The sequence below is a fragment of the Streptomyces sp. NPDC001770 genome, from assembly GCF_053596135.1.
In genome coordinates this window covers 18,070-40,088 of record NZ_JBSFFN010000048.1, presented here as the reverse complement: position 1 = coordinate 40,088, position 22,019 = coordinate 18,070, and the positions used below count along the sequence as shown (strand labels likewise).

Genomic DNA, 22,019 nt, shown 5'->3' with positions numbered 1-22,019 from the left:
GCGGGCTCCGGTGGTCAAGGCGTGACGAGGGCGAAGTCGGGGTCGGGGGTGTCGAGCAGGCCCGCGAGGGTCGCGAAGACCTGGGGGTTGCCCTCGACCTGTACGTCGTCCAGCCCCTTGCCGGCGAGGACGACGAGCAGTTGCGGCTTGGTCAGAGTCAAGGTCAGATCGGCGGCCGGGGCCGGCCCACCGGCCTCCGGGTCAGTGCTGCGGTAGGTGAGGGCTCCGTTGGACAGCAGCAGGTGCCAGGAGCGTCCCTCGTCCGTGACGTTCCAGTTCATGGTCAGCCTCTCGTCCCACGCCCGCGGGCCGTCGACGCGGATGGCGAGGGAGTCGATGATCATGTCGACCGTGAGCGCCATCGCCATCTCGGGGTTGGTCGTCTCCAGCGCGGTGTGCGCGACGGTGCCGCGCAGTTCCTGGGCACCCATCAGGTAGAAGTTGCGCCACGTGCCGTTCTCCGCGCCGAAGCCGAGCCTCTCGTACACCGAAGCGAGCGCCTGCTTGGCCGCCGTGTCCCCGGGGGCCGCGAACACCGCGTGCCCCAGCAGCGTCGCGGCGAAGCGCAGGTCCCCGGCGGCCGCGTACTCCTCGCCCTTGGCGACCATCGCGGACACGCCGCCGTAGTCGGCGGCGAACCGCTTGGCCTGCTCGACCGGCGGGTGCTCCCACAGGTGGGCGGGGTTGCCGTCGAACCAGCCCATGTACCGCTGGTAGATGGCCTTGACGTTGTGGCTGACCGAGCCGTAGTAGCCGCGGTTGGCCCACCGGTTCGCGATCGCCGGCGGCAGTTCCATCCGCTCGGCGATCTCCGGGCCGGTCAGTCCCTGGTTGGTCATGCGCAGGGTCTGGTCGTGCAGATAGGCCCACATGTCGCGCTGGCCGGCCAGGTGCTCGACGATGCGTCCTCGGCCCCAGGTGGGCCAGTGGTGGGAGGCGAAGGCGACTTCCGCCAGGTCACCGAAGAGGGCGATCGTCTCACCCAGGTAGTGCGCCCAGATGCGGGTGTCGCGGACCACCGCGCCGCGCAGGGTCAGGATGTTGTGCATGTTGTGGGTCGCGTTCTCCGCCATGCACAGCGCGCGCCGGTCGGGGAAGTAGAAGTTCATCTCCGAGGGCGCCTCGGTGTCCGGCGTCATCTGGAACACGATCCGCACCCCGTCGAGGATCTCCTCCTGGCCGGTGCGGGTGATGTCCAGGGTCGGAGGTACGAGGGTGATCGTGCCCTTGGAGGTCGTCATGCCCAGCCCGGCGCTGATCTGTCCGGCGGGGCCCTTGTGCAGTTCGGCGCCGTACATGTAGACCGCGCGGCGGGTCATCGCGCCGCCCGCGTACACGTTCTCCGCGACCGCGTGCTCCAGGAACCCGGCCGGGGCGAGGACGGGCACCGGCGGATGGCCGTGCGGCAGAACCCCGCGCGAACCGCCGAAGTGGTCGCCGTGCGAGTGGGTGTAGATCAGCCCGGTGACCGGGCGGTGGCCGCGGTGTGCGCGGTACAGGGCGAGAGCGGCGGCCGCCGTCTCGGCGGAGATCAGCGGGTCGATGACGATGACCCCCGTGCCGCCCTCGACCAGCGTCATGTTCGACAGGTCGAGGTTGCGGACCTGATAGATCCCCTCGGTGACCTCGAACAGGCCCTGCTTGTTGCACAGTTGGCTCTGCCGCCACAGGCTGGGGTGCGCGCTGTCGGGACAGTCGTCGTCAAGGAACGTGTAGGCGTCGCCGTCCCAGATCACCCTGCCGTCGTCCGTGCGGACGACGGCAGGGGAGAGCGCGGCGACGAAGCCCCGCTCGGCGTCCTCGAAGTCGGACCTGTCGGCGTAGTCGAGATCACTCATGAGCAACGAATAACCCATTGAGCATCATATTGCCCGCCTGTGTCCCGCGAGCCTCGCGATGTGGCCCCGATGCCGGACTGCGGGGGCCGGGGCCGACCAGGGGCGCCCGAGTCGCGAGGGCCGCCAGACGCCGCATGAGCACGTGGCCGTCGCCGCCGGCGTACCGGCTGGAAGTCCCTGATACCGGTCAGTTCGCCGGGCCACTGGGAGAAGTCGCGCACGGTCGCGGGGCGAGGGGTGCGGTCGGCCGTGTCGCCGGCAACCGCAGGGCCGTTCCGGGCGAAGAGCCGGACCCGGCGCTGAAGATGAACCCGACGTTGGACGAACCTCAACGTCGGATGAACCTCAACGTTTCCGGCCCGATCGGCGTCACCCGTGCCGTTCTCTGACAAAGGAGGTCCGGTCACTGGCTCCCACCGTGGAAGGAGCGCGGCTCCGGGCGACGCGGGGCCCGTACGTGGCGTCCGGAGGATCTCGTGGTGGTCGCGGGCTCGTCCTCGTACCTGGAGCAGCCGGAGTTGTGGCACGGCCCCGGGACCCAGCGGGGTACGAAGATGCCAAGGGTCTTACGCCGTGCGACCACGCTCTCGACGGGCCGCTCACAGGCCGGGCATACGAATTCCGCCTGCCGATCGTTCTGGCGCCCGGTTCTGGCCATACCCTTACGGTAGCCCGGTGCTCGGCCGTCCGACACCTGTCGCCCAGGTGCCGAGCGCGGTGTCCCCGGTGGGGTGCTCCGGCTGGGCGCGTTTCATGTTTCACGCCGAGCGGACGGACACCAGTACGCCGATCTTGTCGATGCGGTGCTCCGGGTTGTCGTGGGCGTCGCGCCAGTGGTTGCCGGCCGCGTCGTCCTCCGGGGTGGCGCAGGTGGAGATGGTGATCATGGCCCGGGCCGGCTTCTCACCGGGCTTGCCCGGTACTTCGGCCCGCTGTTCGGCGAGCGAGCGGGTGGAGCGGAACGAGGTCTCCCGGGTTTCGGTGATCCGGTACTCGTACACCGTGCCGTCCTCCGTCACAAGGACCGCGTCGCCCTTGCCGAGCGACGGGAGGTCGCGCAGCGGTCCCCCGGCGGACAGCCGGTGGGCCGTCACCAGGTAGTTCCCGATCTCGCCGGGCCCGACGCCGCCGCCGTCGCCGTACGGGCTCGCGGCCACTCCCCCGTCCTGGATACGGGTACCCGGCGTGTCGTCCGTCGTGCCCTCGTACGGGACCACGCGGAGGTCCGTGACGCCGATCGCCGGGATCGCGAGGCCGGCGGCCTCGGTACGAGGATCCGTCCTGTCGGACGGCGTGCCGGAAGACACGGGGGAACCGACGGCGGCGGGGACGCCCGGGGAAGGCGCTGCCGCGACGGCCGCGGGAGACCCTACGGCCAGTACGGCCGCGACGGCGACGACGGCCCGGGGAACTCGTCTCACGACAGCTGACAGGGAAGGGTGCATGGCGGGACCCGGCGTGCGGAGGGATGACATGGATCGCGGGGCGCCTCCGGGACATATTCCGGGGCTCCTCCCGCTTCTCCCAGTAGACCACCGGTCGTCCGGCTCCGTCCTGTCGGCAGGTAGCCGTGGACCAGGACGACCGGCTGCCCGGTGCCGTGGTTCTCGTAGTGGGGCTGCCGTGTCGTGCCGGTGGAGTCCGACCGTCCCATGGCGATGTGGGGCGCGGGTACGCAGGCTGTGCCTCCCCCGCCCGGACACGGTCCGGGTCTGGTTCGGGCCGCGAGCTCGGCGGACGGCTTCGCGCCGCCGAACCGTCGTCCCGGCGCGGCGGCGCGGCGCCGTAATCTGGGGGCATGCGCATGCGTCCCACTCTGACCTGGACCCCGCCCGAAGATCTGCCGCCCGGAACCACGGATCCGTCTCCGGTCGCCGAGGCGCTGGCCACCGGCGGTGTGCTGGTGCTCAGCGGGGCGGGCATCTCCACGGAATCGGGGATTCCCGACTACCGGGGTGACGGGGGAAGCCTGAGCCGGCACACCCCGATGACGTACCAGGATTTCACCGCCGACGCGGCCGCCCGGCGCCGCTACTGGGCGCGCAGCCACCTCGGGTGGCGGACGTTCGGCCGGGCCCGTCCCAACGCGGGGCACCGGGCCGTGGCCGCGTTCGCGCGGCACGGTCTGGTCTCGGGTGTGATCACCCAGAACGTCGACGGTCTGCACCAGGCGGCCGGCAGCCGGGACGCGGTGGAACTCCACGGGAGTCTGGACCGGGTCGTCTGCCTCTCCTGCGGCACCTTCAGCGCGCGCCGCGAACTCGCCGCCCGGCTGGAAGCGGCCAACGAGGGGTTCGCGCCGGTGGCCGCCGGCCTCAATCCGGACGGTGACGCCGACCTCACGGACGAGCAGGTCGGGGACTTCCGGGTGGTGCCCTGCGCGGTCTGCGGCGGCGTCCTCAAGCCGGACGTGGTGTTCTTCGGCGAGGCCGTGCCTCAGGAGCGGGTGGCGCGCTGCCGCGCCATGGTCCGTGAGGCGTCGACGCTGCTGGTTCTCGGGTCCTCCCTGACAGTCATGTCCGGTCTCCGGTTCGTGCGCCAGGCCGCCGAGGAGCGGAAACCTGTGCTGATCGTCAACCGGGACGCGACGCGGGGCGACACGCACGCCGTCACCCGCGTCGCGCTCCCGCTGGGGCCGACCCTCACCGCCGTGGCGGACCGGCTGGGGATCGCCGTCGCCGACGAGGTCCCCGGGACCTCCTGACGCCCGGGGCCGGGGAGCCGTGCGGTGCCGCCCCGGTGCGGGAGGTCACCGGGGCAGGCCGCTGAGGGCGAGCAGCAGGGACTTCACGTCGGTGGCCGCGATGCGGTCGCCGACCGCGTGGGGGGCGGAGCAGATGAGGAGCGGGCCGTCTTCGTCGCGTTCCGGGAGGCGGCCGTGGCTGCCGCGTACGGGTGAGGCGTCGAGGGGTACGACCGCCATGCGGTAGCGCATGCCGAGCTTCTTGCGGGCGAGCGCGGTGGCGGCCTTGACCTTGATGTAGGGGTCGAGTGGGTCCATGAACAGTTCGACCGGGTCGTATCCGGGTTTGCGGTGGATCTCGACGAGGGGCGCGAAGTCGGGGGCGCGGGCGTCGTCGAGCCAGTAGTAGTACGTGAACCAGGCGTCCGGTTCGGCCAGGGCGACGAGTTCGCCGGAGCGGGGATGGTCCAGGTGGTGGGCCTTCTTGCCCTTGTCGTCGAGGAGCAGGTCGATGCCCGGCAGGCCGACGAGGGCGGCGCGGGTGGCCTCCAGGTCCTCGGGGCGGCGTACGTAGATGTGGGCGATCTGGTGGTCGGCGACCGCGAAGGCGCGGGAGGCCATCGGGTCCAGGTACTCCATGCCGTCCTGGGTGTGCACCTCCAGCAGTCCGGCGCCGCGCAAGGCGCGGTTGATGTGGACGGGGCGGTCGACGGGAGTGATGCCGTACTCGGACAGGACGACGACGGTGCGGTTCCCGGCGCGGGCGTCGTCCAGCAGCGGTGCCATCACGGCGTCCAGTTCGGCGGCGGCGCGGTGGGAGCGCGGGTCGTCGGGGCCGTAGCGCTGGAGGTCGTAGTCGAGGTGCGGGAGGTAGCAGAGGGCGAGGTCGGGGGTGCGGGTGCGCAGGATGTGCCGGGTGGCGTCGGTGATCCACCGGCTGGAGACGAGGTCGGCGCCGGGGCCCCAGAAATGGAACAGCGGGAACGTGCCGAGTTCGGCGGTGAGTTCGTCGTGGAGTGCGGGGGGCCGGGTGTAGCAGTCGGGTTCCTTGCGGCCGTCCGCGTAGTACACGGGCCGGGGCGTGACGGTGATGTCGGTGTCGGCGCCCATCGCGTACCACCAGCAGATGTTGGCGACGGTGTAGCCGGGGTGGGCACGGCGGGCCGCGTCCCACAGCTTGTCGCCGGTGACGAGGCCGTTGTGCTGGCGCCACAGGAGGATGTCGCCGAGTTCTCGGAAGTACCAGCCGTTGCCCACGATGCCGTGTTCGGCGGGCGTGGTGCCGGTGAGGAAGGTGGACTGGGCGGTGCAGGTGACGGCGGGCAGCACGGTGTCGAGGTGCGCGCGGGAGCCGGTGCGGGCGAGAGCCGCGAGGCGCGGCATGTGCTCCAGCAGGCGCGGGGTGAGGCCGACGACGTCCAGGACGAGCAGGGGGGTGGGGGCCTGGCCGGCGGGTTCGTCGTTCACGGCAGCTCCTTCAGACCGAGGTCGCTCAGCAGGTCGCGGACGAGGTCGAGTTCGGCGGCGATGCCGTCGGCGAGCCGGCCCCGGTCGCGGGGGCGCAGTTCGGGTGGCAGGGCCTGCCAGGTGTAGGTCTCGACCTCCAGGTGGCGGGTGAGCGGGTGGGGGCCGCCGACCAGGCGGGCGAGGGCGGACCGCATGACGGGGAGGGTGGAGGTGAGGGGCGCGGCGGGGGCGGCGTGCAGGGGGACGTGGAAGTGGACGCGCCAGGGGTCCGTGCCGGGCAGGGTGCCGCCGTTCAGCGCTTCGTCGAGGTCGTCGGTGCCGCGCGGGCCGGCCGCGCCGGGGCGCGGCCGGCTGCGGGTCTGGTGGAGGAAGCGGGGCTCGTCGAACGCGGCGAGGGCCTGGCGGACCTCGGGGAGCCGGGGGCGGTCGGCGTCGAGGGCGGCCGAGAGCTGGGACTTGACGATGGTGACGCCGGCCCGGGTGAGGGCGTCCAGGGCAGGGCCGGGGTCCTCGAAGGAGGTGGCGAGGTGGCAGGTGTCGACGCAGACGCCGATGCGGTCGAGGGCGATCGCGGTGAGTGGGGCGATGGCGTCCGCGGTGGTCTCCACGATGCAGCCGGGTTCGGGTTCCAGGCCGATCCGGATGGAACGCCCGGTCACTTCCTCCAGGGCGTCGAGCCGTTCGGCGAGGGTGCGCAGGGCGGTGCGGGCGGCGTCCGCGCGCCGGTCGTCCCAGGGGGTGCGCCAGGCGAGCGGCAGGGTGGAGATGGAGCCCTCGGTGATGTCGTCGGGCAGCAGCGCGGCGAGGACGCGGGCGAGCGAGTGGGTGTACCGGAGCCGTTCGGGGTCGGTCCAGTCCGGCTGGTAGACCCGGTACTTGACCTCCTGGTCACCGAACCCCTGGTACGGGAACCCGTTGAGGGTGACGACTTCGAGACCGCGCCGGGCGAGTTCGAGGCGCAGCGCGCGGAGCGCGGCGGGGTCGGTCACGAGGGCCTCGGCCGCGTCCTTGGCGAGCCACAGGCCGATGCCGAGCCGGTCGAGGCCCAGGCGGCGGCGTACGGGTTCGCAGTGGTCGCGGAGCTGGGCGAGGACTCCGCCGAGTGTCTCGGCGGGGTGGACGTTGGTGCAGTACGCGAGGTGGACGACGGTGCCGTCGGGATGCCGGAAGCGCATGGGTCACTCCCCGCCGCGCTGGATGCTGTTGCCCGCGTGGGTGGGTCCGTCGGCGGACGCGTTCAGGTTCAGGCGCCCGCTGAGTCCGTAGAAGGCGACGGGGTTGCGCCACAGCACCCGGTCGACGTCGTCGTGGGTGAAGCCCTCGGCGAGCATGAGGTCGGCGACCTTGCGGATCTTCAGGGGGTCGCTGTGGCCCCAGTCGGCGGCGGAGTTGACCAGGATGCGTTCGAGGCCGTGGGTACGGAGGATCGCGACCATCCGCTTCTCGTCCATCTTGGTGTCGGGGTAGACGGAGAAGCCGAGCCAGCAGCCGCTGTCGGCGGCCAGGTCGACGGTGGTCTCGTTGAGGTGGTCGACGAGGACCCGTTCGGCCGGCAGCGCGGATTCCCGGACGAGGTCGAGCGTGCGGCGCAGTCCGGTGAGCTTGTCCCGGTGCGGGGTGTGCACCAGGGCGGGCAGCCCGTGGTCGGCGGCCAGCTGGAGCTGGGTGGCGAGAGCGGTGTCCTCGGCCGGGGTCATGGAGTCGTAGCCGATCTCGCCCACCGCGACGACCTGGTCCTTGACGAGGTAGCGGGGCAGTTCGTCGAGCACCGGGGCGCAGCGGGGGTCGTTGGCCTCCTTCGGGTTGAGGGCGAGGGTGCAGTGGTGGGCGATGCCGTACTGCGCGGCACGGAAGGGTTCCCAGCCGAGCAGTGAGTCGTAGTAGTCCAGGAAGGAAGCGGGCGAGGTCCGGGGCTGCCCGAGCCAGAAGGAGGGTTCGACGACGGCGCGTACACCGGCGGCGCTCATGGCCCGGTAGTCGTCGGTGGTGCGGGAGGTCATGTGGATGTGGGGATCGAAGAGGCGCATGAGGATTCCTTGCCGTGGGGGTCGTCCGACGGGTCGGTCGGGGCCGGGGCCCCGGTCAGGGAGAGCACCTGGTGGAGGTCGTCGGGCACCGGCCGTCCGGCGGCGGTGCGTTCGGCGGCGAAGTCGCTCAGCATGCGGGCGAGTTCGGTGTCGCCGTGGGCCCGCTGGGCCAGCTCGGCCGCCGTGTCGACGGGGACGCCCGTGAACAGGCACTTGAGGAGGGCGTGCCGCCAGGCGTGGGTGTCCAGGTGGCGGGCGGCGTAGGGGCCGACTGCGGCGGCCAGGAGCCGGGTGTCGTTGGTGCGCAGGGCGTCCTCGATGAGGGGCAGCGCATCCGGTCCCGGTACGAGGGCGGGCAGGGCGTACAGGACGGCGCGGCGCTCGTCTGCGGTGCCCTGCCTGTAGACACGGGTGAGGGTGTCGGTGCCGGCGCGGGCCGTGCGCAGCAGGAGGACGCGGGTGGCGTCCGCGTGCGCGGGGCCGCAGCGGCGGCCGGCCTCGGCGAGGCGCGCCTCCCATGCGGGCACGGGGCCGTGGTCGCGCGGGGGTGCGGCGGCATCGGCGAGGGCCCGGTCCAGCCAGGTACGGGCGGCGGGGTGGAGCCGGGTACGCAGCAGGGCGTTCAGCGCGTCCGGGGAGGCGGCGGCGAGGGTGGTGGCGCCTGTGCCGGTGGTGTCCGGGGCGGTGGTCCGGGGTGTCATGCGAGTCTCCCTTCGGGGGTGGCGGTGGGCGTGCCGGGCGCAGGGGGTGCGCTGTCCGGACGGGGTGCGCGGTCCGGTGGCGTGCGCCGGGGGACGGCGGTTGCGGCGGCCCGGCGCAGGAACGGGAGGGACCGGGCCGCCTGTTCGGGCCCCGCGTGCGCGTGCCGGGGCAGTTCGACGACGGTCAGGCCCTGGTAGCCGGTGGCGGCGAGGGCCGCCAGGACCGGCGGGAAGTCGATCTCGCCGTCGCCGAAGGGCAGGTGCTCGTGCACGCCGCGTCGCATGTCGTCGATCTGGACGTGCCGCAGCCAGGGGGCGGCGGCGCGGACGCAGTCGGCGGGCGGGAGGGGTTCGAGGCACTGGCAGTGACCGATGTCGAGGGTGAGGCCGAGGTGCCCGGGATCGCCGAGCGCGTGGCGCAGTCGGTGGAAGTCCGCGAGGGTGGCGAGGAGATGGCCGGGTTCGGGTTCGACGGCGAGCGGGATCCCGGCGGCCGCTGCGGCGTCCACGACCGGGGTCATGGACTCCGCCAGCCGCTGCCAGGCGGTCTCCGGTTCCGTGCCGTCGGGGCTGATCCCGCTGAAGCAGTGCACGGCGTGCGCTCCGAGCTCGGCGCCGACCTTGACCGCGCGGACCAGCAGGTCGGTGCGGCGGGCCCGGTCGGCGGGGTCGGCGTCGAGGAGGGTGGGGCCGTGCTTGCGGCGGGGGTCGAGGACGTACCGGGCGCCCGTCTCCACGGTCACGCCCAGCCCGAGCCCCGCCAGGCGGCCGGCGACGCGGCGGGTGCGGGCGCCGAGGTCCGGGGCGAGCGGGTCGAGGTGCATGTGGTCGAGCGTGAGTCCGACTCCGTCGTAGCCGAGGTCGGCGAGGAGGCCGAGGGCGTCGTCGAGCCGGAGGTCGCCGAGGCCGTTGGTGCCGTATCCGAACCGCGGCGGCGCACCGGTTCCCGCGGGGGTTCCCGAGGTCGCGGGAAGGTCGGCCAGGGGGCTCATGTGATGCTCACTTTCCGGGCGGACCTGGCGGCGAGGGGTGCCAGTGCGGCGGTCAGCAGGGCGGTGGCCGGGGCGCCGGAACGGGCGCAGAGCGCGGCCTGGAGCGGGATGGTGGCGCGGATGCCGCCGCCGACGGCGCGCTGGGTGAGGGCGGGTGACGGGTTGAGAGCCGCGTGGAGGCAGGGGCGGGCGGCCGTCATGGCGTAGCCGGTGGCGATACCGGCACGCAGGAGGTCCCCGGCGCCCCTCGGCGGGGCGGGCATGCCGGATGTTCCGCGCGCGCCGGGCCGTGCACCGAGCAGCAGGGTGAGGGCGCCGGCCGTGGCGAACGCGGCGAGCGGTACGAGCGGGGTACCGCCGGTCGTCTCCCGCCGGGAGACCGTGGTGACGGCCAGGGTATGGCCGGCGAGCAGCACCGCGGAGGGCGCCGCGTGCCGGACGGAGCGGGTACCGGGCCGGGCCGCCGCCGCGCCGAGCAGCAGGTCGAGACCGCGTGCCGCCGCCATCGCCGCCGGGCCGGCCGGGGTCCGTTTGAGCCCCAGGTCGTACGCCCACACCACCGCCGCCAGCGGGATCGCGACGGCGAGGGCGGGGCGGCCCGCCCGGGCGGCCAGGGCGAGGCCCGCCGCGGTGCAGACGGAGGCCGCCGCGAGGGCCGTTCCTGGGCGCACGCGGCCGGAGGGAATCGGGCGGTGGGGGCGCTCGGCGGCGTCCTCGTCCCGGTCGGCCCAGTCGTTGAGGGTCATGCCCGCCTCGTAGAGGCAGAGGGACGCGCCGATGGCCGGCAGGGTGCGGTGGCCGGAGCGCCCGCCGGACGCGGACGCTCCGGCCAGCACGTCCCCGGGAACGGTGAACAGGGCTGGCAGGCGCAGCAGTTCGGCCCAGGCCCGCAGGTCGGGGCCGCGTCGGGCAGGGGCGTCCGCCGGAGTGCCGAGGGGGCGCTTCTGCCGGGGCGCGCCCTCCGGACGGGTCGGGAGGGGACGGGCGCGGGATCCGGGGGCGGGGGCCGCAGCCGGCGCCCGTCCGCCCGGGCGGAGCGCTGCGGACCGGAGCGTCGACACCAGGTTCCTCAGCACCCCGCCTCCTCCACGGCGGGCTTCCGCGCGGCGGCTCCCGCCTCCGTGCCGGCCCGGGCCGTCCCGTCGCGCAGCCGCCCGGCGAAGCGGAGCAGCGCCGCGTACTGCTCACCCAGGGCTGCGGGGCTGTCGCCCCACCGGGTCCTTGAAGTAGAACCCGAGATCGTCCAACGGCCCCTGGACACCTGCCTCCTGGGCGCGCAGGGCGAGTCGGGCGAGGTCGATGACCAGGGGGGCGGCCAGTGCCGAGTCGCAGCCCTGCCACAGGGTCTGCAGGACCATCCGGGTGCCGAGGAAGCCGTCGAACGCGACATGGTCCCAGGCGGTCTTCCAGTCGCCGAGCGCGGGTACGTCGTCGATGTGCACCACGCCCTGTGGTGTGGTGCCGAGTGTGTCGGCGAGGACCCGTTCCTTGCCCGCGTTCTTCGCCGCGGCCGCCGCCGGGTCGGCAAGGGCGGCCCCGTCACCGCCGCCCAGCAGGTTGGTGCCGGACCAGGCGCGGACGGCCAGGGCCCGCTGGGCGAACATGGGGCCGAGCACGGACCGCAGCAGCGTCTGGCCGGTCTTCCCGTCCCGGCCGGCGTACGGCAGGCCCGAGGACGCCACCTGACCGGCCAGCTCCGGGTGGTGCAGACCCGTCGACGGCGTGAAGTTCACGTACGCGCACCCGGCCCGCAGGGCCGCCGCCGCGTACAGCGAACTGGGCGGCAGGGTCGCGCCGGTGGCGGCGGGCTCGGTGGACGACACGTTGACGGCCACCGTGCGGTCCAGTCCGTGTCTGCGTGCGAAGTCCTGGATGTCCCGGGCGAAGGCGGAGATCACTTCGTCGGGGTCGCGGGTGTCGCCCACCGCCGGGCCGCCCGGCCTGATCTCCGCGTCCGCCGCGGCGAGTTCGGCGGCCACGGCGGCCGGGAGGCCGTGCGGCAGCACTCCGGCCGCCGCCAGTTGCTCCGCGCGCTTGGGCAGCGGGCAGTCCAGTACGTCGTGGCCGCCGAACACCAGGGAGGCCAGGGACGGCAGGCCCGAGGCGGCGAACGGCGGTGTCTCGGTGACCATTCCGGTGGGCGGGTGCAGGCCGGCGGCCACGGCGGCGCAGCCGGCGACGGTGGTGGTGGCGACGGAGCCGCGGGCGCCGATCAGCCACACTCCCACCCGAGCCGAGGAAACAGACGCGGACATGACAGACATGGCAGCCTCCTTGCCGGGCGAATTCCTTGTGTGCCCTACGTGTGCGGTACGAATGCCGGGCGGGTGCCTTGCGGATGCCGGGCGCGACGCCTGCGGGAACCACCGCGAACCGGCGGCGTGGCGTCCGCGAGCGTGGTCCCGCCCGGCAGGGTCACTGCCTCGCACGGGTGCGGACGTCGGGGGGCGGTGGTGCGCCGGGAGGATGCGGGGGTGATGGGTGGTGCGGTGGTTCCCGTGCACGAACGCCTCCAGAGTGGGGCTGGTTGTACGGGCGGGTGCGGTACGCCGGGATGCGCCGTCATCGCGGTGGACGGACATGGCGTTCGAGGGGCGGGGTCCAGGGCCATCGGGCCGGCGGGTCCCGTCGTTCCGGGCCCATTGGTCCCGCCTTCCGGGCCGGTGACGGCCGGGGCCCGGCCGCGGCCGTCACCGGGTCAGGAGGGCTGGGTGCCGAAGGCCGCGTCGAAGGACGTCTTCGGCGGGTCGAAGTCGAATGCCTTGAGCCGGGCCAGGGCTTCGGGGGCGCCGTGGAGCCGGTCCATGCCGGCGTCCTCCCACTCGACGGAGACCGGCCCCCGGTAACCGATGGAGCCCAGCATCCGGAAGACGTCCTCCCAGGGGACGTCGCCATGGCCTGCGGAGACGAAGTCCCAGCCACGGCGGGGGTCGCCCCACGGCAGGTGGGAGCCGAGGCGTCCGTTGCGTCCGTCCAGGCGCTTACGGGCTTCCTTGCAGTCGACATGGTAGATCCGGTCACGGAAGTCCCAGAGGAAGCCGACCGGATCGAGGTCCTGCCACACGAAGTGGGAGGGGTCGAAGTTGAGTCCGAAGGCGGCCCGGTGGCCGACGGCTTCCAGGGCGCGCCGGGTGGTCCAGTAGTCGTAGGCGATCTCGCTGGGGTGGACCTCGTGGGCGAAGCGGACGCCCTCGGCGTCGAAGACGTCCAGAATCGGGTTCCACCGGTCGGCGAAGTCCTGGTAACCGCGCTCGATCATCGACTCGGGAGCGGGCGGGAACATGGCGACCAGGTGCCAGATCGCCGATCCGGTGAACCCGATCACGGTGTCGACGCCGAAGGCCGCCGCGGCACGGGCGGTGTCGGCGATCTCGGCCGCGGCACGCCGCCGTACCCCCTCGGCCTCGCCGTCGCCCCAGATCCGGGCGGGCAGGATGGCCTGGTGGCGTTCGTCGATGATGGCGTCGCAGACGGCCTGTCCCACCAAGTGGTTCGAGATGGCCCAGCACTTGAGCCCGTACCGCTCCAGGAGCTCGCGCCGCGATTCCAGGTAGGCGGGATCCGCGAGCGCCTTGTCGACCTCGAAGTGGTCTCCCCAGCAAGCGAGTTCGAGGCCGTCGTAGCCGAAGTCGCGGGCCAGGCGGCAGACCTCCTCCAGAGGGAGGTCGGCCCACTGACCGGTGAAGAGCGTGAAGTTGCGCGGCACGAGGGCCTCCTCAGAACGCTATCGGGGTGTAGACGGAGTTCTTCTCTGCGCTCTCCTCCACCGCGGCGAGTACCCGCTGGACCTGCAGCCCGTCCGCGAAGGAGGGTTCGGGAGCGCGCCGTTCGGCGATGGCGTGCACGAGATCGCGGGCCTGGTGGACGAAGGAGTGCTCGTAGCCGAGGCCGTGGCCCGGGGGCCACCAGGCCTCCACATAGGGGTGGTCGGGCTCGGTGACGAGGATCCGGCGGAACCCGGCGTGCGTCCCGGGTTCGGTGCCGTCGTGGAAGGCGAGTTCGTTGAGGCGCTCCAGGTCGAAGCAGAGCGACCCGCGTTCTCCGTTGAGTTCGATGCGCAGCGCGTTCTTGCGGCCGGTCGCGTAGCGGGTGGCCTCGAACGAGGCGAGGGCGCCGGAGGCGAACCGGCCGGTGAAGACGGCGGCGTCGTCCACGGTGACCTCCCCGGTGCCGGCCACCGCCCCGGCGGCGAGGCCGCTGGTGGGCCCGGCGGGCAGCGGGCGCCGCCGTACGAAGGTCTCGGTGAGCGCGGAGACGCCGGCCAGCCGTTCACCGGCCAGGTACTGGGCGAGGTCGACGATGTGCGCGCCCAGGTCGCCGAGCGATCCGGAGCCGGCGTGCTCCTTGCGCAGCCGCCAGGTGAGCGGGAAGGACGGGTCCACCAGCCAGTCCTGGAGGTAGGACACCCGTACGTGCCGCAGTGTGCCGATCCTGCCCTCGGCCACCATCCGGCGGGCCAGGGCGGTGGCGGGCACCCGCCGGTAGTTGAAGCCGACCATCGTCAGCTGCCCGCGTGCGGCTGCCGCTTCGGCGGCGACGGTCATCGCGGAGGCTTCCGCCACCGTGTTGGCGAGGGGCTTCTCGCACAGCACGTGCTTGCCCGCGGCCAGCGCGGCCAGCGCGATCTCGGCGTGGCTGTCACCGGGGGTGCAGATGTCGACGAGGTCGATGTCGTCCCGCGCCACCAGGGCGCGCCAGTCGGTCTCGGCGCTCGCCCAGCCGTGCCGGTCGGCCGCCGCCCGGACCGCGGCGTCGTCCCGGCCGCAGATGGTCGCCAGGACCGGTCTGAGGGGCAGGTCGAAGACGCGGCCCACGGTGCGCCAGCCCTGGGAGTGGGCGGCGCCCATGAAGGCGTATCCGACCATTCCGACACGGAGCGGTGGCTTCGCCGCCTCCGGCCCTTCGATCTGCTCCGGGTGTCCCATGGGTGGGTCCTCCTCATCCTCTTCGTAGATCCGTGGGGGTGCGGAGGCCCTGTCCGCGGCGGCCGTCCGGGCCCGCCCCTTTCCGGGCGCGCGGCGGGACGCGGCGGACACGGCCTGGCCCGTCAGCGGAAGCCGGTGGGCATGTACTGGTCGACGTTGTCCTTGTCTACGACGGCGGAGTAGAGCGTGATCGACGAGGGGATCTCGTACTCGGCGAGGCCGCCGACTCCCTTGGCCTGGCCGAGTGCGCGGGCCAGGTCGATGGCTGAGGCGGCCATCGTCGGCGGGTAGAGCACGGTCGCCTTCAGGACCCCGCTGTCCTGCTTGATCACCTCGAAGGCGGAGAGCGCCCCGGCGCCACCGACCATCAGGAACTCGTCGCGCCCGGCCTGTTCGATGGCGCGCAGCGCTCCGACTCCCTGGTCGTCGTCGTGGTTCCACAGAGCGTCGATCCTCGACTGCGCCTGGAGGAGCTGGGCCGTCTTGGCCTGACCGGACTCGACGGTGAAGTCGGCGGCCTGGCGGGCGACCTTCTTGATGTCGGGGTAGTTCCTGAGGGCGTCGTCGAAGCCCTGGGTGCGCTGCTTGGTCAGCTCGAGGTTGTCCAGACCGGCGAGCTCGACGACGCGTGCGTTCGCCTTGCCCTTGAGCTTCTCGCCGATGTAGTGACCGGCGTTGAAGCCCATGCCGTAGTTGTCGCCGCCGATCCAGCAGCGGTACGCCTGAGGGGTGTTGAAGATCCGGTCCAGGTTGATCACGGGGATGCCGGCGCGCATGGCCTTCAGCCCGACCTGGGTGAGGGCCTTGCCGTCCGCGGGCAGGATCACCAGGACGTCGACCTTCTTGTTGATCAGGGTCTCGATCTGGCCGATCTGCGCGGCGGTGTCGTTGGAGCCCTCGGTGATCTCCAGGGTGACGTCCGAGTACTTCTTGGCGCGGCTCTTGGCGTTGTCGTTGATCGCGTTGAGCCAGCCGTGGTCGGCCTGGGGGCCGGCGAACCCGATGGTGACCGGCTTGCCGGGCTGGTCGGCGGCGGCCGGCCGCTCTGCGGCGGCGGGCTTCTCGTCCTTGCTCTCATTGCTGGTGCAACCGGTGAGCAGCGCTCCGGCGGAGACGGCGGCGCTCCCGAAGAGCAGCCCTCTGCGGCTGGTGAGGTGTGACATGACGGTGAACCCCTTCCTCAGGTCGTGCTCGCGGTGCGGCGCTGGACGAGCACCGCGGCGACGATGATCGCGCCCTTGGCAATCTGCTGGACGTCGCTCTGCAGGTTGTTCAGGGCGAAGATGTTGGTGATCGTGGTGAAGATCAGGACGCCGAGCACGGAGCCGGTGATGGTGCCGCGTCCCCCGGTGAGCAGGGTTCCGCCGATGATCGCGGCCGCGATGGCGTCGAGTTCGTAGAGATTGCCGTTGGTGTTCTGTCCGGACCCGGAGAGGATGATCAGCATGAAGGCGGCGATGCCGCAGCAGAGTCCGGAGAGCAGGTAGAGGTAGAGCCGCTGGCGGCGTACGTCGATGCCGGCGAGCCGGGCCGCCTCGGCGTTGCCGCCGACGGCGATCGCGCGGCGCCCGAAGGTGGTGCGGTTGAGCATCAGCCAGCCGATGACCGTCACGGCTGCGAACACGAGGACGAGGGGCGGGATGCCGAGCACGTACGAGTCCCGCTCGCCGAGGCCGAGGAGCCCGTCGACGGTGACGATCTGCGTTTTGCCGTCGGTGATCTGGAGCGCGAGCCCGCGGGCCGAGGCGAGCATGGCGAGGGTAGCGATGAACGGGACCATGCCGCCGAAGGAGATGAGCAGCCCGTTGACGAATCCGCAGGCCACGCCGACGAGCAGGGCGGTGAAAAGGATGCCCGCGAAACCGAACTCCTGAGTGGCCACCGTGGTCGCCCACACCGAGGCGAGGGCGACGACCGCGCCGACCGACAGGTCGATGCCTCCGGAGGTGATGACGAAGGTCATGCCGACCGTGACGACGCCGATCACGGACGCCTGGGTGAGGACGAGCTGGAGGTTCTGGGTGTCCAGGAACTCGTCCGGCTTGGTGATGCCGCCGACGACGACGAGGGCGAGCAGCACGCCGACCAGGGAAAGGGTACGGATGTCGGCGCGGGCCACCAGGGAGCGCCACCCGGGGAGGGTGCCGGCCGGTTGCGCCTTGTCGGTGCTGTCGCGGGGCGGGGAGGCGTGCTGCGTCATGATGCCGGGCTTCCTTCCAGGACGATGTCGAGTACGCGGTGTTCGTCGAGTTCGCGGGCCGGCGCCTCGTGCACGACGCGGCCCTCGCGCAGCACCAGCACGCGGTCGGCGAGGCCCAGCACTTCGGGGACCTCGCTGGACACGAGCAGCACCGCGAGTCCTTCGTCGGCCAGCCGCCGCACCACCGCGTACAGCTCGGCACGGGCTCCGACGTCGACGCCCCTGGTCGGTTCGTCGAGCAGCAGCACGCGGCAGCCGCGCAGCAGCCAGCGCGCGAGTACCGCCTTCTGCTGGTTTCCGCCGGAGAGGGTGCGGACGGGCACGGAGGGGTTGTCGGGGCGCAGGGACAGTTCCCGGGTGGCCGCGCGGGCGGCTTCCCGTTCTCCGCGGCGGTCGAGCCAGCCGGCGCGGGAGAAGCGGGAGAGCGTGGAGAGGGAGACATTGCGGGTGACGGACTCCAGCATCAGCAGCGCCTGCGCCTTGCGCTCCTCGGGGGCGAGGCCGATGCCGGCACGGATCGCCGCGCGCACGCTGCCCGGCCGCAACGGGGTTCCGTCGACGAGTACCTGTCCGGACGTCGGCCTGCGGGCGCCGTAGAGGGTCTCCAGGATCTCGGAGCGGCCGGAGCCGACGAGTCCGGCGAGGCCCACGATCTCGCCGGGGCGGACGGTGAGATCCAGCGGCTCGAACTCTCCTGCGCGTGCGAGACCGCGGAGCTCGATGACCGGGGACCCGGCGGGCGGGGACGGCGGCCGCCGGGGGAAGACGTACTCGACGTTCCGCCCGGTCATCAGGGCGACGATGTCGCGGGTCGGGGTGGAGTCGGCGGGCAGTCCGCCCGCGACCGCCCGGCCGTCCTTGAGCACGGTCACCCGGTCGCCGATGCGGCGGATCTCCTCCAGGCGGTGCGAGATGTAGACCACCGACACGCCTTCCGCGGTCAGCGTCCCGACGATCCGGAACAGGTTGTCGACCTCGTCCGGATCGAGGGCGGCGGACGGCTCGTCCATGACGATGAGCCGGACGTCGTGGGAGAGCGCGCGGGCCATCGACACGATCTGATGCTGCGCGGCCGACAGCTCTCCGACGAGACGGGCGGGGTCGATCTCGGGGTGGCCGAGACGCCGCAGGAGTTCGGTGGACGAGGTGCGGGCGGCTCTGCCCCTGACCACGAACCCGGCGGTGGTCGGCTCGTGGCCGAGATGGATGTTCTCGGCGACCGACAGGTGCTCCACCAGGTCGAGTTCCTGGTAGATGGTGGCGATGCCGAGGCGCATGGCGGAGATGGGTGAGCGCAGGGTCACGGACTCGCCGCGCCAGTGGATGATGCCGGTGTCGGGCTGGTGGGCACCTGCGAGAACCTTGATCAGGGTGGACTTGCCCGCACCGTTCTGGCCGAGCAGGCAGTGCACTTCGCCGGCCTGGACCTCCAGGTCGACGCCGTCCAGGGCGCGGACACCGGGGAACGACTTGGTGATGCCGGACATGTGGAGCAGCGGTGACTGGAGTGCCATGTGGGTTCCCCTCGGCAGATGTACGGCCTCGGTCAGGACGGGAGCACCTGGTCGTGTCGGGTCGGATTCGGGGCATGCGGGTGCGGTACGAGGTCGCGCTGTGCGGATCGCGGCGGTACGGCGGTTCGCGGTGCGTGACTCGCTGAGCGGTGGAGTGCGGTGACTCGCTGAGCGGTGGAGTGCGGTGACTCGCTGTCCTGTGCGGTGACTCGCTGGGCGGTGCGGGCAGTACGGAGCGGCAGTGGCTGTGTCCGTGCGGAATATACGGAGCTGTGCGGACCTGCGGAGCCGTGCGGGCGGTGCTGGGCGGACGGTGCGGTGCTGGGCGGCCGTGCGGTGCGGTGCGGGTGCGCTGTACCGGGGTGCGGTGTCGGCGGGGACGCCCTACGCGGGTGAGAAGAGGTGGTCGCTGATGAGCCGGGCGGCCCCGATGACTCCGGCGTCGTGGCCCAGTTCTCCGAGGACGATCGGCAGGTTGCCGGTCGCCAGGGGCAGCGACTGGCGGTAGACCTGGGTGCGGATGGCCGCGAGCAGGGTGTGGCCGAGGCCGGTCACCCCGCCGCCGATCACCACCAGGCCGGGGTTGAAGAAGGAGACGAGTCCGGCGATGACCTGTCCGACGTGGGTTCCGCCCGCGCGGATCAGGTCGAGCGCGATGGCGTCCCCCGCGGCCGCGGCGGCTGCGACGTCGACGCCCGTGAGGGTGCCCTTCGCCGCGAGCCGGGCCGCCAGGTCTGCGGACAGGCCCTGCTGGGCCGCTTCGGTGGCGTCGCGGGCGAGCGCCGCACCACCGAAGTGCGCTTCCAGGCAGCCCCGGTTGCCGCAGGTGCACGGCCGGCCGCCGGGGACCGCCTGGATGTGCCCGATGTCTCCGGCGCTGCCCGTCACCCCTCGGTGGACCTCACCGCCGGCGACGATGCCGCACCCGATGCCTGTTCCGATCTTGACGCAGAGGAAGTCGGTCACCGAGCGGGCCACGCCCGCGTGCCGCTCCCCCATGGCCATCAGGTTCACGTCGTTGTCGACCATGACCGGGCAGCCGAGTTCCTGGCCGAGGACCTCCCGCACGGGGAAGCCGTCCCAGCCGGGCATGATCGGTGGTGCGACCGGAACGCCCTCGGGAAAGCTGACCGGTCCGGGCACTCCGACGCCGGCGCCGTCGAAGCCTTCCGCGAGTCCCGATTTCCTCAGCTCCGCCGCCAGATCCAGCACGTGCTCGAAGACCGCGACGGGGCCCTCGCGTACGTCCATGGGCCGGTTGAGGTGACCGAGCACCTCCAGTTCGGCGTTGGTGACGGCGACGTCGACCGAGGTCGCGCCGATGTCGACACCGAGGAAGCGGAGCCCCGGTGCGAGCCGGACGTTGTGGGACCGGCGCCCGCCGCGTGAGGCGGCGAGGCCGTCGGCGGCCACGAGCCCGGTCTCCAGCAGCCGGTCCACCTCCACGGCCAGTCTCGACCGCGAGAGGTCGACCTGCTCGCCGAGTCGCGCCCGGGACTGGGGGCCGTGGTCGCGCAACAACCTGAGCAGGTGGGCCTGGTGGGCGTTCGCCGGTCGTTGGGTCATGCGCCTCACGCGTCCCTCCTGGCCACAACTCGACCTTTCTGTACCGGACTTGCGGATCCTGCTTTCGGTGGAACGTAGCAGCCAACAGCACGGCCGTGAAGAAGTCGTGCGTCGATTCGCGCAGACTTTCTCCGCTCCGAGGACAAAGCCCCTGCTGGATGACCTCGTTCGTCCGGAGCGCTCCTCGTCCACCGGAGGGGGCCGGGACGGCGACGTCTCCGCCCCGCACACCCGCCAGGAGGTGCGGGACAGCCTTTGAAGCGTGCCGCGAAAGGAGTGCCGTCCGCCCGGAAGGCGGCTCCGGCGGCATCCGGAGCGCGCGATCGCACGACGGAGGGGCACCCCGATACAGGACGTACCGGGGTGGTCCGGACAACTCGGCGAGCATGCGTACCGGGTGCCGCCGGACAGACGGGGCCTTCACAACACGCTTGAGACCTCAAAGGGCGCGCGGGAGCGCTCCCATGAGCTTCGACTCCCTGTCACTTCCGCGCGAAAGCGGCGGCGAGCGCCGCCGCGCCGATCAGCTCCGCGTCCCTCCCCAGCTGGGCGGGGAGAACGTCGAGGGACGCGGCGATGGCGGGCTGGGCGCTGCGCTGCACCGTCGCCGCCACCCCCTCCAGAAGCGCGCCGCCGGCGGCGCCGAGCTCGCCGCCGATGATGACCGCGGCCGGGTTGAGCAGATTACTCAGGACGGAGAGCACCTCGCCGAGGATGCGGCCCGCGTCGTTCAGGATCCGCCAGGTGGTCGGATCGTCCGGCCGGTCTCCGAAGGAGGCGCCGGAGCCCAGGCCGGGATGGGTGTGGGCGATCTGCGCCTTGACGGACTCCACCGAGACCACTGCTTCCAGGCAGCCGCGTCGGCCGCACCGGCACAGCTCCGTGTAGCCGGGCAGCGGCGTGTGGCCGATCTCCCCGGCGATGCCGAGTGCTCCCCGGTACGGCTCACCGCCGAGCACCATCCCCGCACCGATGCCGTGGGACGCCTTCACGTACAGGAAGTCGGAGTACCCCTGGCCGGCGCCGCACCTCAGTTCGCCGTAGGCCCCGAGCACGGCGTCGTTCTCGACGTGGACCCGCAGGCCCAGCCGGCGTTCGAGTTCCCTCCCGGGGTCGAGGCCGACCCAGCTGGAGAGGATGGTGGGCGACCGGACCAGCCCGGTGGCGGCGTCGAGCGGTCCCGGGATCCCCGCGACCACGGTCGCGAGGTCGTCGACGCCGTGCTCGCCGCGGAGTTCCGCGAGCATGTCCGCCGCCGCGTCCATGGCCTCGGACGCGCGCAGGTCGACGTCCAGGTCGGCACGCCGTTGGGCCAGCATCCGGCCCGTGTCGTCGACGACGGCGACCTTGATGTGGGTGTGCCCGAAGTCGAGCGCCGCCGAACTGGCCCCGCCGGGAACGCATCTCAGCACCCCCGCCGGGCGTCCGCTGCCGCTCCCCGGCCCCTTCGCCTCCGGGTCCTCCTCCTTCACCCGCTCCTCGGCGATGAGCCGGGAGACCGCGTGATTCACGGTGCTCCGGGACAGACCGGTGGCTTCCACGAGTTGCGCACGCGTGAGCGCACCGCCGCCCTGAATGACCCGGAAGACTTCTTCCCTGGTCCTGTTGCGGGGTGAAAGGCGATCGGAGGCCACATCCATGGGCCGATGATAGTGGCAAGCTCCAGTTTTACCTGTCGTTGGCGAAACGTCCCTTTCTGATTCACGCAGGCCCCGGAACAACCCTCCGTTTTCAGTTATTGGTGGTCGGAATGGTGCCCCAGAACCTCCTCTTTTCGTTCGGAATCCGGCTGAACCCGTACAGCACGCGCGCGCCGCCGGTGAACTGAACCCCGTGCCACGCCGGGCCACCCCGGTCCGGGCCGACGCGCGTGACCGACGCCACCCCGGTCGTCGCCGCGGCCTGGCGTCCGGCCCGCCGATTCCCGCCCGGGGCCGCGACGACCGCCTCCGGCCGTCCGCCCGGAGCGGTCCGACGCGTCCCTGTCCCGCCGGGCGGCGTCACCGGGCACGGTCCGGCTGGAGCCGCGACGACCGCGCGCTTCCGGCCTCCCTCTCCGGCAACGTGGCCCTCTTCGCCGACGGCGCGTACCCGGACCGCGAAGGC

General features: G+C 72.5%; 16 protein-coding genes and 1 pseudogene. 1 reads left to right on the top strand and 16 read right to left on the bottom strand.

Translation table 11 applies throughout. The annotated features are described in order from the left end of the window. Window positions 1-14: 14 nt before the first annotated feature. Together ACWCSV_RS30965 and ACWCSV_RS30960 are read right to left on the bottom strand one after the other, a co-directional pair. Window positions 15-1,838 carry an alkyl/aryl-sulfatase gene (locus tag ACWCSV_RS30965; RefSeq protein ID WP_451147898.1) on the bottom strand — a complete coding sequence of 608 codons (1,824 nt, stop codon included), beginning with the start codon at window positions 1,836-1,838 and terminating at the stop codon, window positions 15-17. Window positions 1,839-2,596: 758 nt separating this feature from the next. Continuing rightward, entirely contained in the window at window positions 2,597-3,283 is a 687-nt protein-coding gene (locus ACWCSV_RS30960) for a sortase domain-containing protein (RefSeq protein ID WP_451147896.1), read from the bottom strand. 353 nt (window positions 3,284-3,636) lie between these two features. Here ACWCSV_RS30960 and ACWCSV_RS30955 point away from each other — a divergent pair, with 353 nt between their 5' ends. Further along, complete coding sequence (locus ACWCSV_RS30955; RefSeq protein ID WP_451147894.1) at window positions 3,637-4,542, top strand: NAD-dependent protein deacetylase; 906 nt, start codon at window positions 3,637-3,639, stop codon at window positions 4,540-4,542. A gap of 45 nt (window positions 4,543-4,587) precedes the next feature. Here the strand turns inward: ACWCSV_RS30955 and ACWCSV_RS30950 are convergent, their stop codons facing one another. The 14 genes and pseudogenes from ACWCSV_RS30950 to ACWCSV_RS30885 all read right to left on the bottom strand — a co-directional run bounded on the left by ACWCSV_RS30950 (window position 4,588) and on the right by ACWCSV_RS30885 (window position 21,553). Continuing rightward, on the bottom strand, window positions 4,588-5,988 hold the full coding sequence (locus ACWCSV_RS30950) for an alkaline phosphatase family protein (protein ID WP_451147892.1): 1,401 nt from the start codon (window positions 5,986-5,988) through the stop codon (window positions 4,588-4,590). Then, window positions 5,985-7,163, bottom strand: a complete 1,179-nt coding sequence (gene eboE / locus ACWCSV_RS30945; RefSeq protein WP_451147890.1) for a metabolite traffic protein EboE — start codon at window positions 7,161-7,163, stop codon at window positions 5,985-5,987. Before eboE ends, ACWCSV_RS30950 begins: the two co-directional genes overlap by 4 nt. Before the next feature lie 3 nt (window positions 7,164-7,166). Continuing rightward, complete coding sequence (locus ACWCSV_RS30940; protein WP_451147888.1) at window positions 7,167-8,015, bottom strand: TatD family hydrolase; 849 nt, start codon at window positions 8,013-8,015, stop codon at window positions 7,167-7,169. Further along, on the bottom strand, window positions 7,985-8,716 hold the full coding sequence (locus ACWCSV_RS30935; protein WP_451147886.1) for an EboA domain-containing protein: 732 nt from the start codon (window positions 8,714-8,716) through the stop codon (window positions 7,985-7,987). The genes ACWCSV_RS30940 and ACWCSV_RS30935 overlap by 31 nt, the downstream gene beginning before the upstream one ends. Beyond that, entirely contained in the window at window positions 8,713-9,708 is a 996-nt protein-coding gene (locus ACWCSV_RS30930) for a sugar phosphate isomerase/epimerase family protein (protein ID WP_451147884.1), read from the bottom strand. The genes ACWCSV_RS30935 and ACWCSV_RS30930 overlap by 4 nt, the downstream gene beginning before the upstream one ends. Continuing rightward, on the bottom strand, window positions 9,705-10,601 hold the full coding sequence (locus tag ACWCSV_RS30925) for an SCO3242 family prenyltransferase (protein WP_451147916.1): 897 nt from the start codon (window positions 10,599-10,601) through the stop codon (window positions 9,705-9,707). The genes ACWCSV_RS30930 and ACWCSV_RS30925 overlap by 4 nt, the downstream gene beginning before the upstream one ends. Before the next feature lie 176 nt (window positions 10,602-10,777). Next, window positions 10,778-11,963 (bottom strand): annotated as a pseudogene (locus ACWCSV_RS30920) (inositol-3-phosphate synthase). Window positions 11,964-12,406: 443 nt separating this feature from the next. Further along, entirely contained in the window at window positions 12,407-13,414 is a 1,008-nt protein-coding gene (locus ACWCSV_RS30915) for a sugar phosphate isomerase/epimerase family protein (protein ID WP_451147882.1), read from the bottom strand. 10 nt (window positions 13,415-13,424) lie between these two features. Next, the gene (locus tag ACWCSV_RS30910) at window positions 13,425-14,633 is read right to left on the bottom strand and encodes a Gfo/Idh/MocA family protein (RefSeq protein WP_451147880.1); all 1,209 of its coding nucleotides are present in this window, start codon (window positions 14,631-14,633) and stop codon (window positions 13,425-13,427) included. A 122-nt stretch (window positions 14,634-14,755) separates the two neighbouring features. Continuing rightward, window positions 14,756-15,796, bottom strand: coding sequence for a substrate-binding domain-containing protein (locus tag ACWCSV_RS30905; protein ID WP_451147878.1), 1,041 nt, complete (start codon window positions 15,794-15,796; stop codon window positions 14,756-14,758). Window positions 15,797-15,813: 17 nt separating this feature from the next. Next, window positions 15,814-16,833, bottom strand: a complete 1,020-nt coding sequence (locus ACWCSV_RS30900) for an ABC transporter permease (RefSeq protein ID WP_451147876.1) — start codon at window positions 16,831-16,833, stop codon at window positions 15,814-15,816. Then, on the bottom strand, window positions 16,830-18,347 hold the full coding sequence (locus ACWCSV_RS30895) for a sugar ABC transporter ATP-binding protein (RefSeq protein WP_451147874.1): 1,518 nt from the start codon (window positions 18,345-18,347) through the stop codon (window positions 16,830-16,832). Before ACWCSV_RS30895 ends, ACWCSV_RS30900 begins: the two co-directional genes overlap by 4 nt. A 384-nt stretch (window positions 18,348-18,731) precedes the next feature. Beyond that, window positions 18,732-19,913 carry an ROK family protein gene (locus ACWCSV_RS30890; protein ID WP_451147872.1) on the bottom strand — a complete coding sequence of 394 codons (1,182 nt, stop codon included), beginning with the start codon at window positions 19,911-19,913 and terminating at the stop codon, window positions 18,732-18,734. Window positions 19,914-20,395: 482 nt separating this feature from the next. After that, a complete protein-coding gene (locus tag ACWCSV_RS30885; protein ID WP_451147870.1) occupies window positions 20,396-21,553 on the bottom strand; it encodes an ROK family transcriptional regulator in 1,158 nt (385 codons plus the stop codon). Window positions 21,554-22,019 lie beyond the last annotated feature (466 nt).

Bases quoted from the DNA above. Each gene is read 5' to 3' on its own strand.
- ACWCSV_RS30935 (WP_451147886.1), bottom strand. From the start codon at position 8,716: ATGACACCCCGGACCACCGCCCCGGACACCACCGGCACAGGCGCCACC.
- ACWCSV_RS30930 (WP_451147884.1), bottom strand. From the start codon at position 9,708: ATGAGCCCCCTGGCCGACCTTCCCGCGACCTCGGGAACCCCCGCGGGA.
- ACWCSV_RS30965 (WP_451147898.1), bottom strand. From the start codon at position 1,838: ATGAGTGATCTCGACTACGCCGACAGGTCCGACTTCGAGGACGCCGAG.
- ACWCSV_RS30895 (WP_451147874.1), bottom strand. From the start codon at position 18,347: ATGGCACTCCAGTCACCGCTGCTCCACATGTCCGGCATCACCAAGTCG.
- ACWCSV_RS30910 (WP_451147880.1), bottom strand. From the start codon at position 14,633: ATGGGACACCCGGAGCAGATCGAAGGGCCGGAGGCGGCGAAGCCACCG.
- ACWCSV_RS30885 (WP_451147870.1), bottom strand. From the start codon at position 21,553: ATGGATGTGGCCTCCGATCGCCTTTCACCCCGCAACAGGACCAGGGAA.
- ACWCSV_RS30900 (WP_451147876.1), bottom strand. From the start codon at position 16,833: ATGACGCAGCACGCCTCCCCGCCCCGCGACAGCACCGACAAGGCGCAA.
- ACWCSV_RS30905 (WP_451147878.1), bottom strand. From the start codon at position 15,796: ATGTCACACCTCACCAGCCGCAGAGGGCTGCTCTTCGGGAGCGCCGCC.
- eboE (WP_451147890.1), bottom strand. From the start codon at position 7,163: ATGCGCTTCCGGCATCCCGACGGCACCGTCGTCCACCTCGCGTACTGC.
- ACWCSV_RS30960 (WP_451147896.1), bottom strand. From the start codon at position 3,283: ATGCACCCTTCCCTGTCAGCTGTCGTGAGACGAGTTCCCCGGGCCGTC.
- ACWCSV_RS30890 (WP_451147872.1), bottom strand. From the start codon at position 19,913: ATGACCCAACGACCGGCGAACGCCCACCAGGCCCACCTGCTCAGGTTG.
- ACWCSV_RS30955 (WP_451147894.1), top strand. From the start codon at position 3,637: ATGCGCATGCGTCCCACTCTGACCTGGACCCCGCCCGAAGATCTGCCG.
- ACWCSV_RS30940 (WP_451147888.1), bottom strand. From the start codon at position 8,015: ATGCGCCTCTTCGATCCCCACATCCACATGACCTCCCGCACCACCGAC.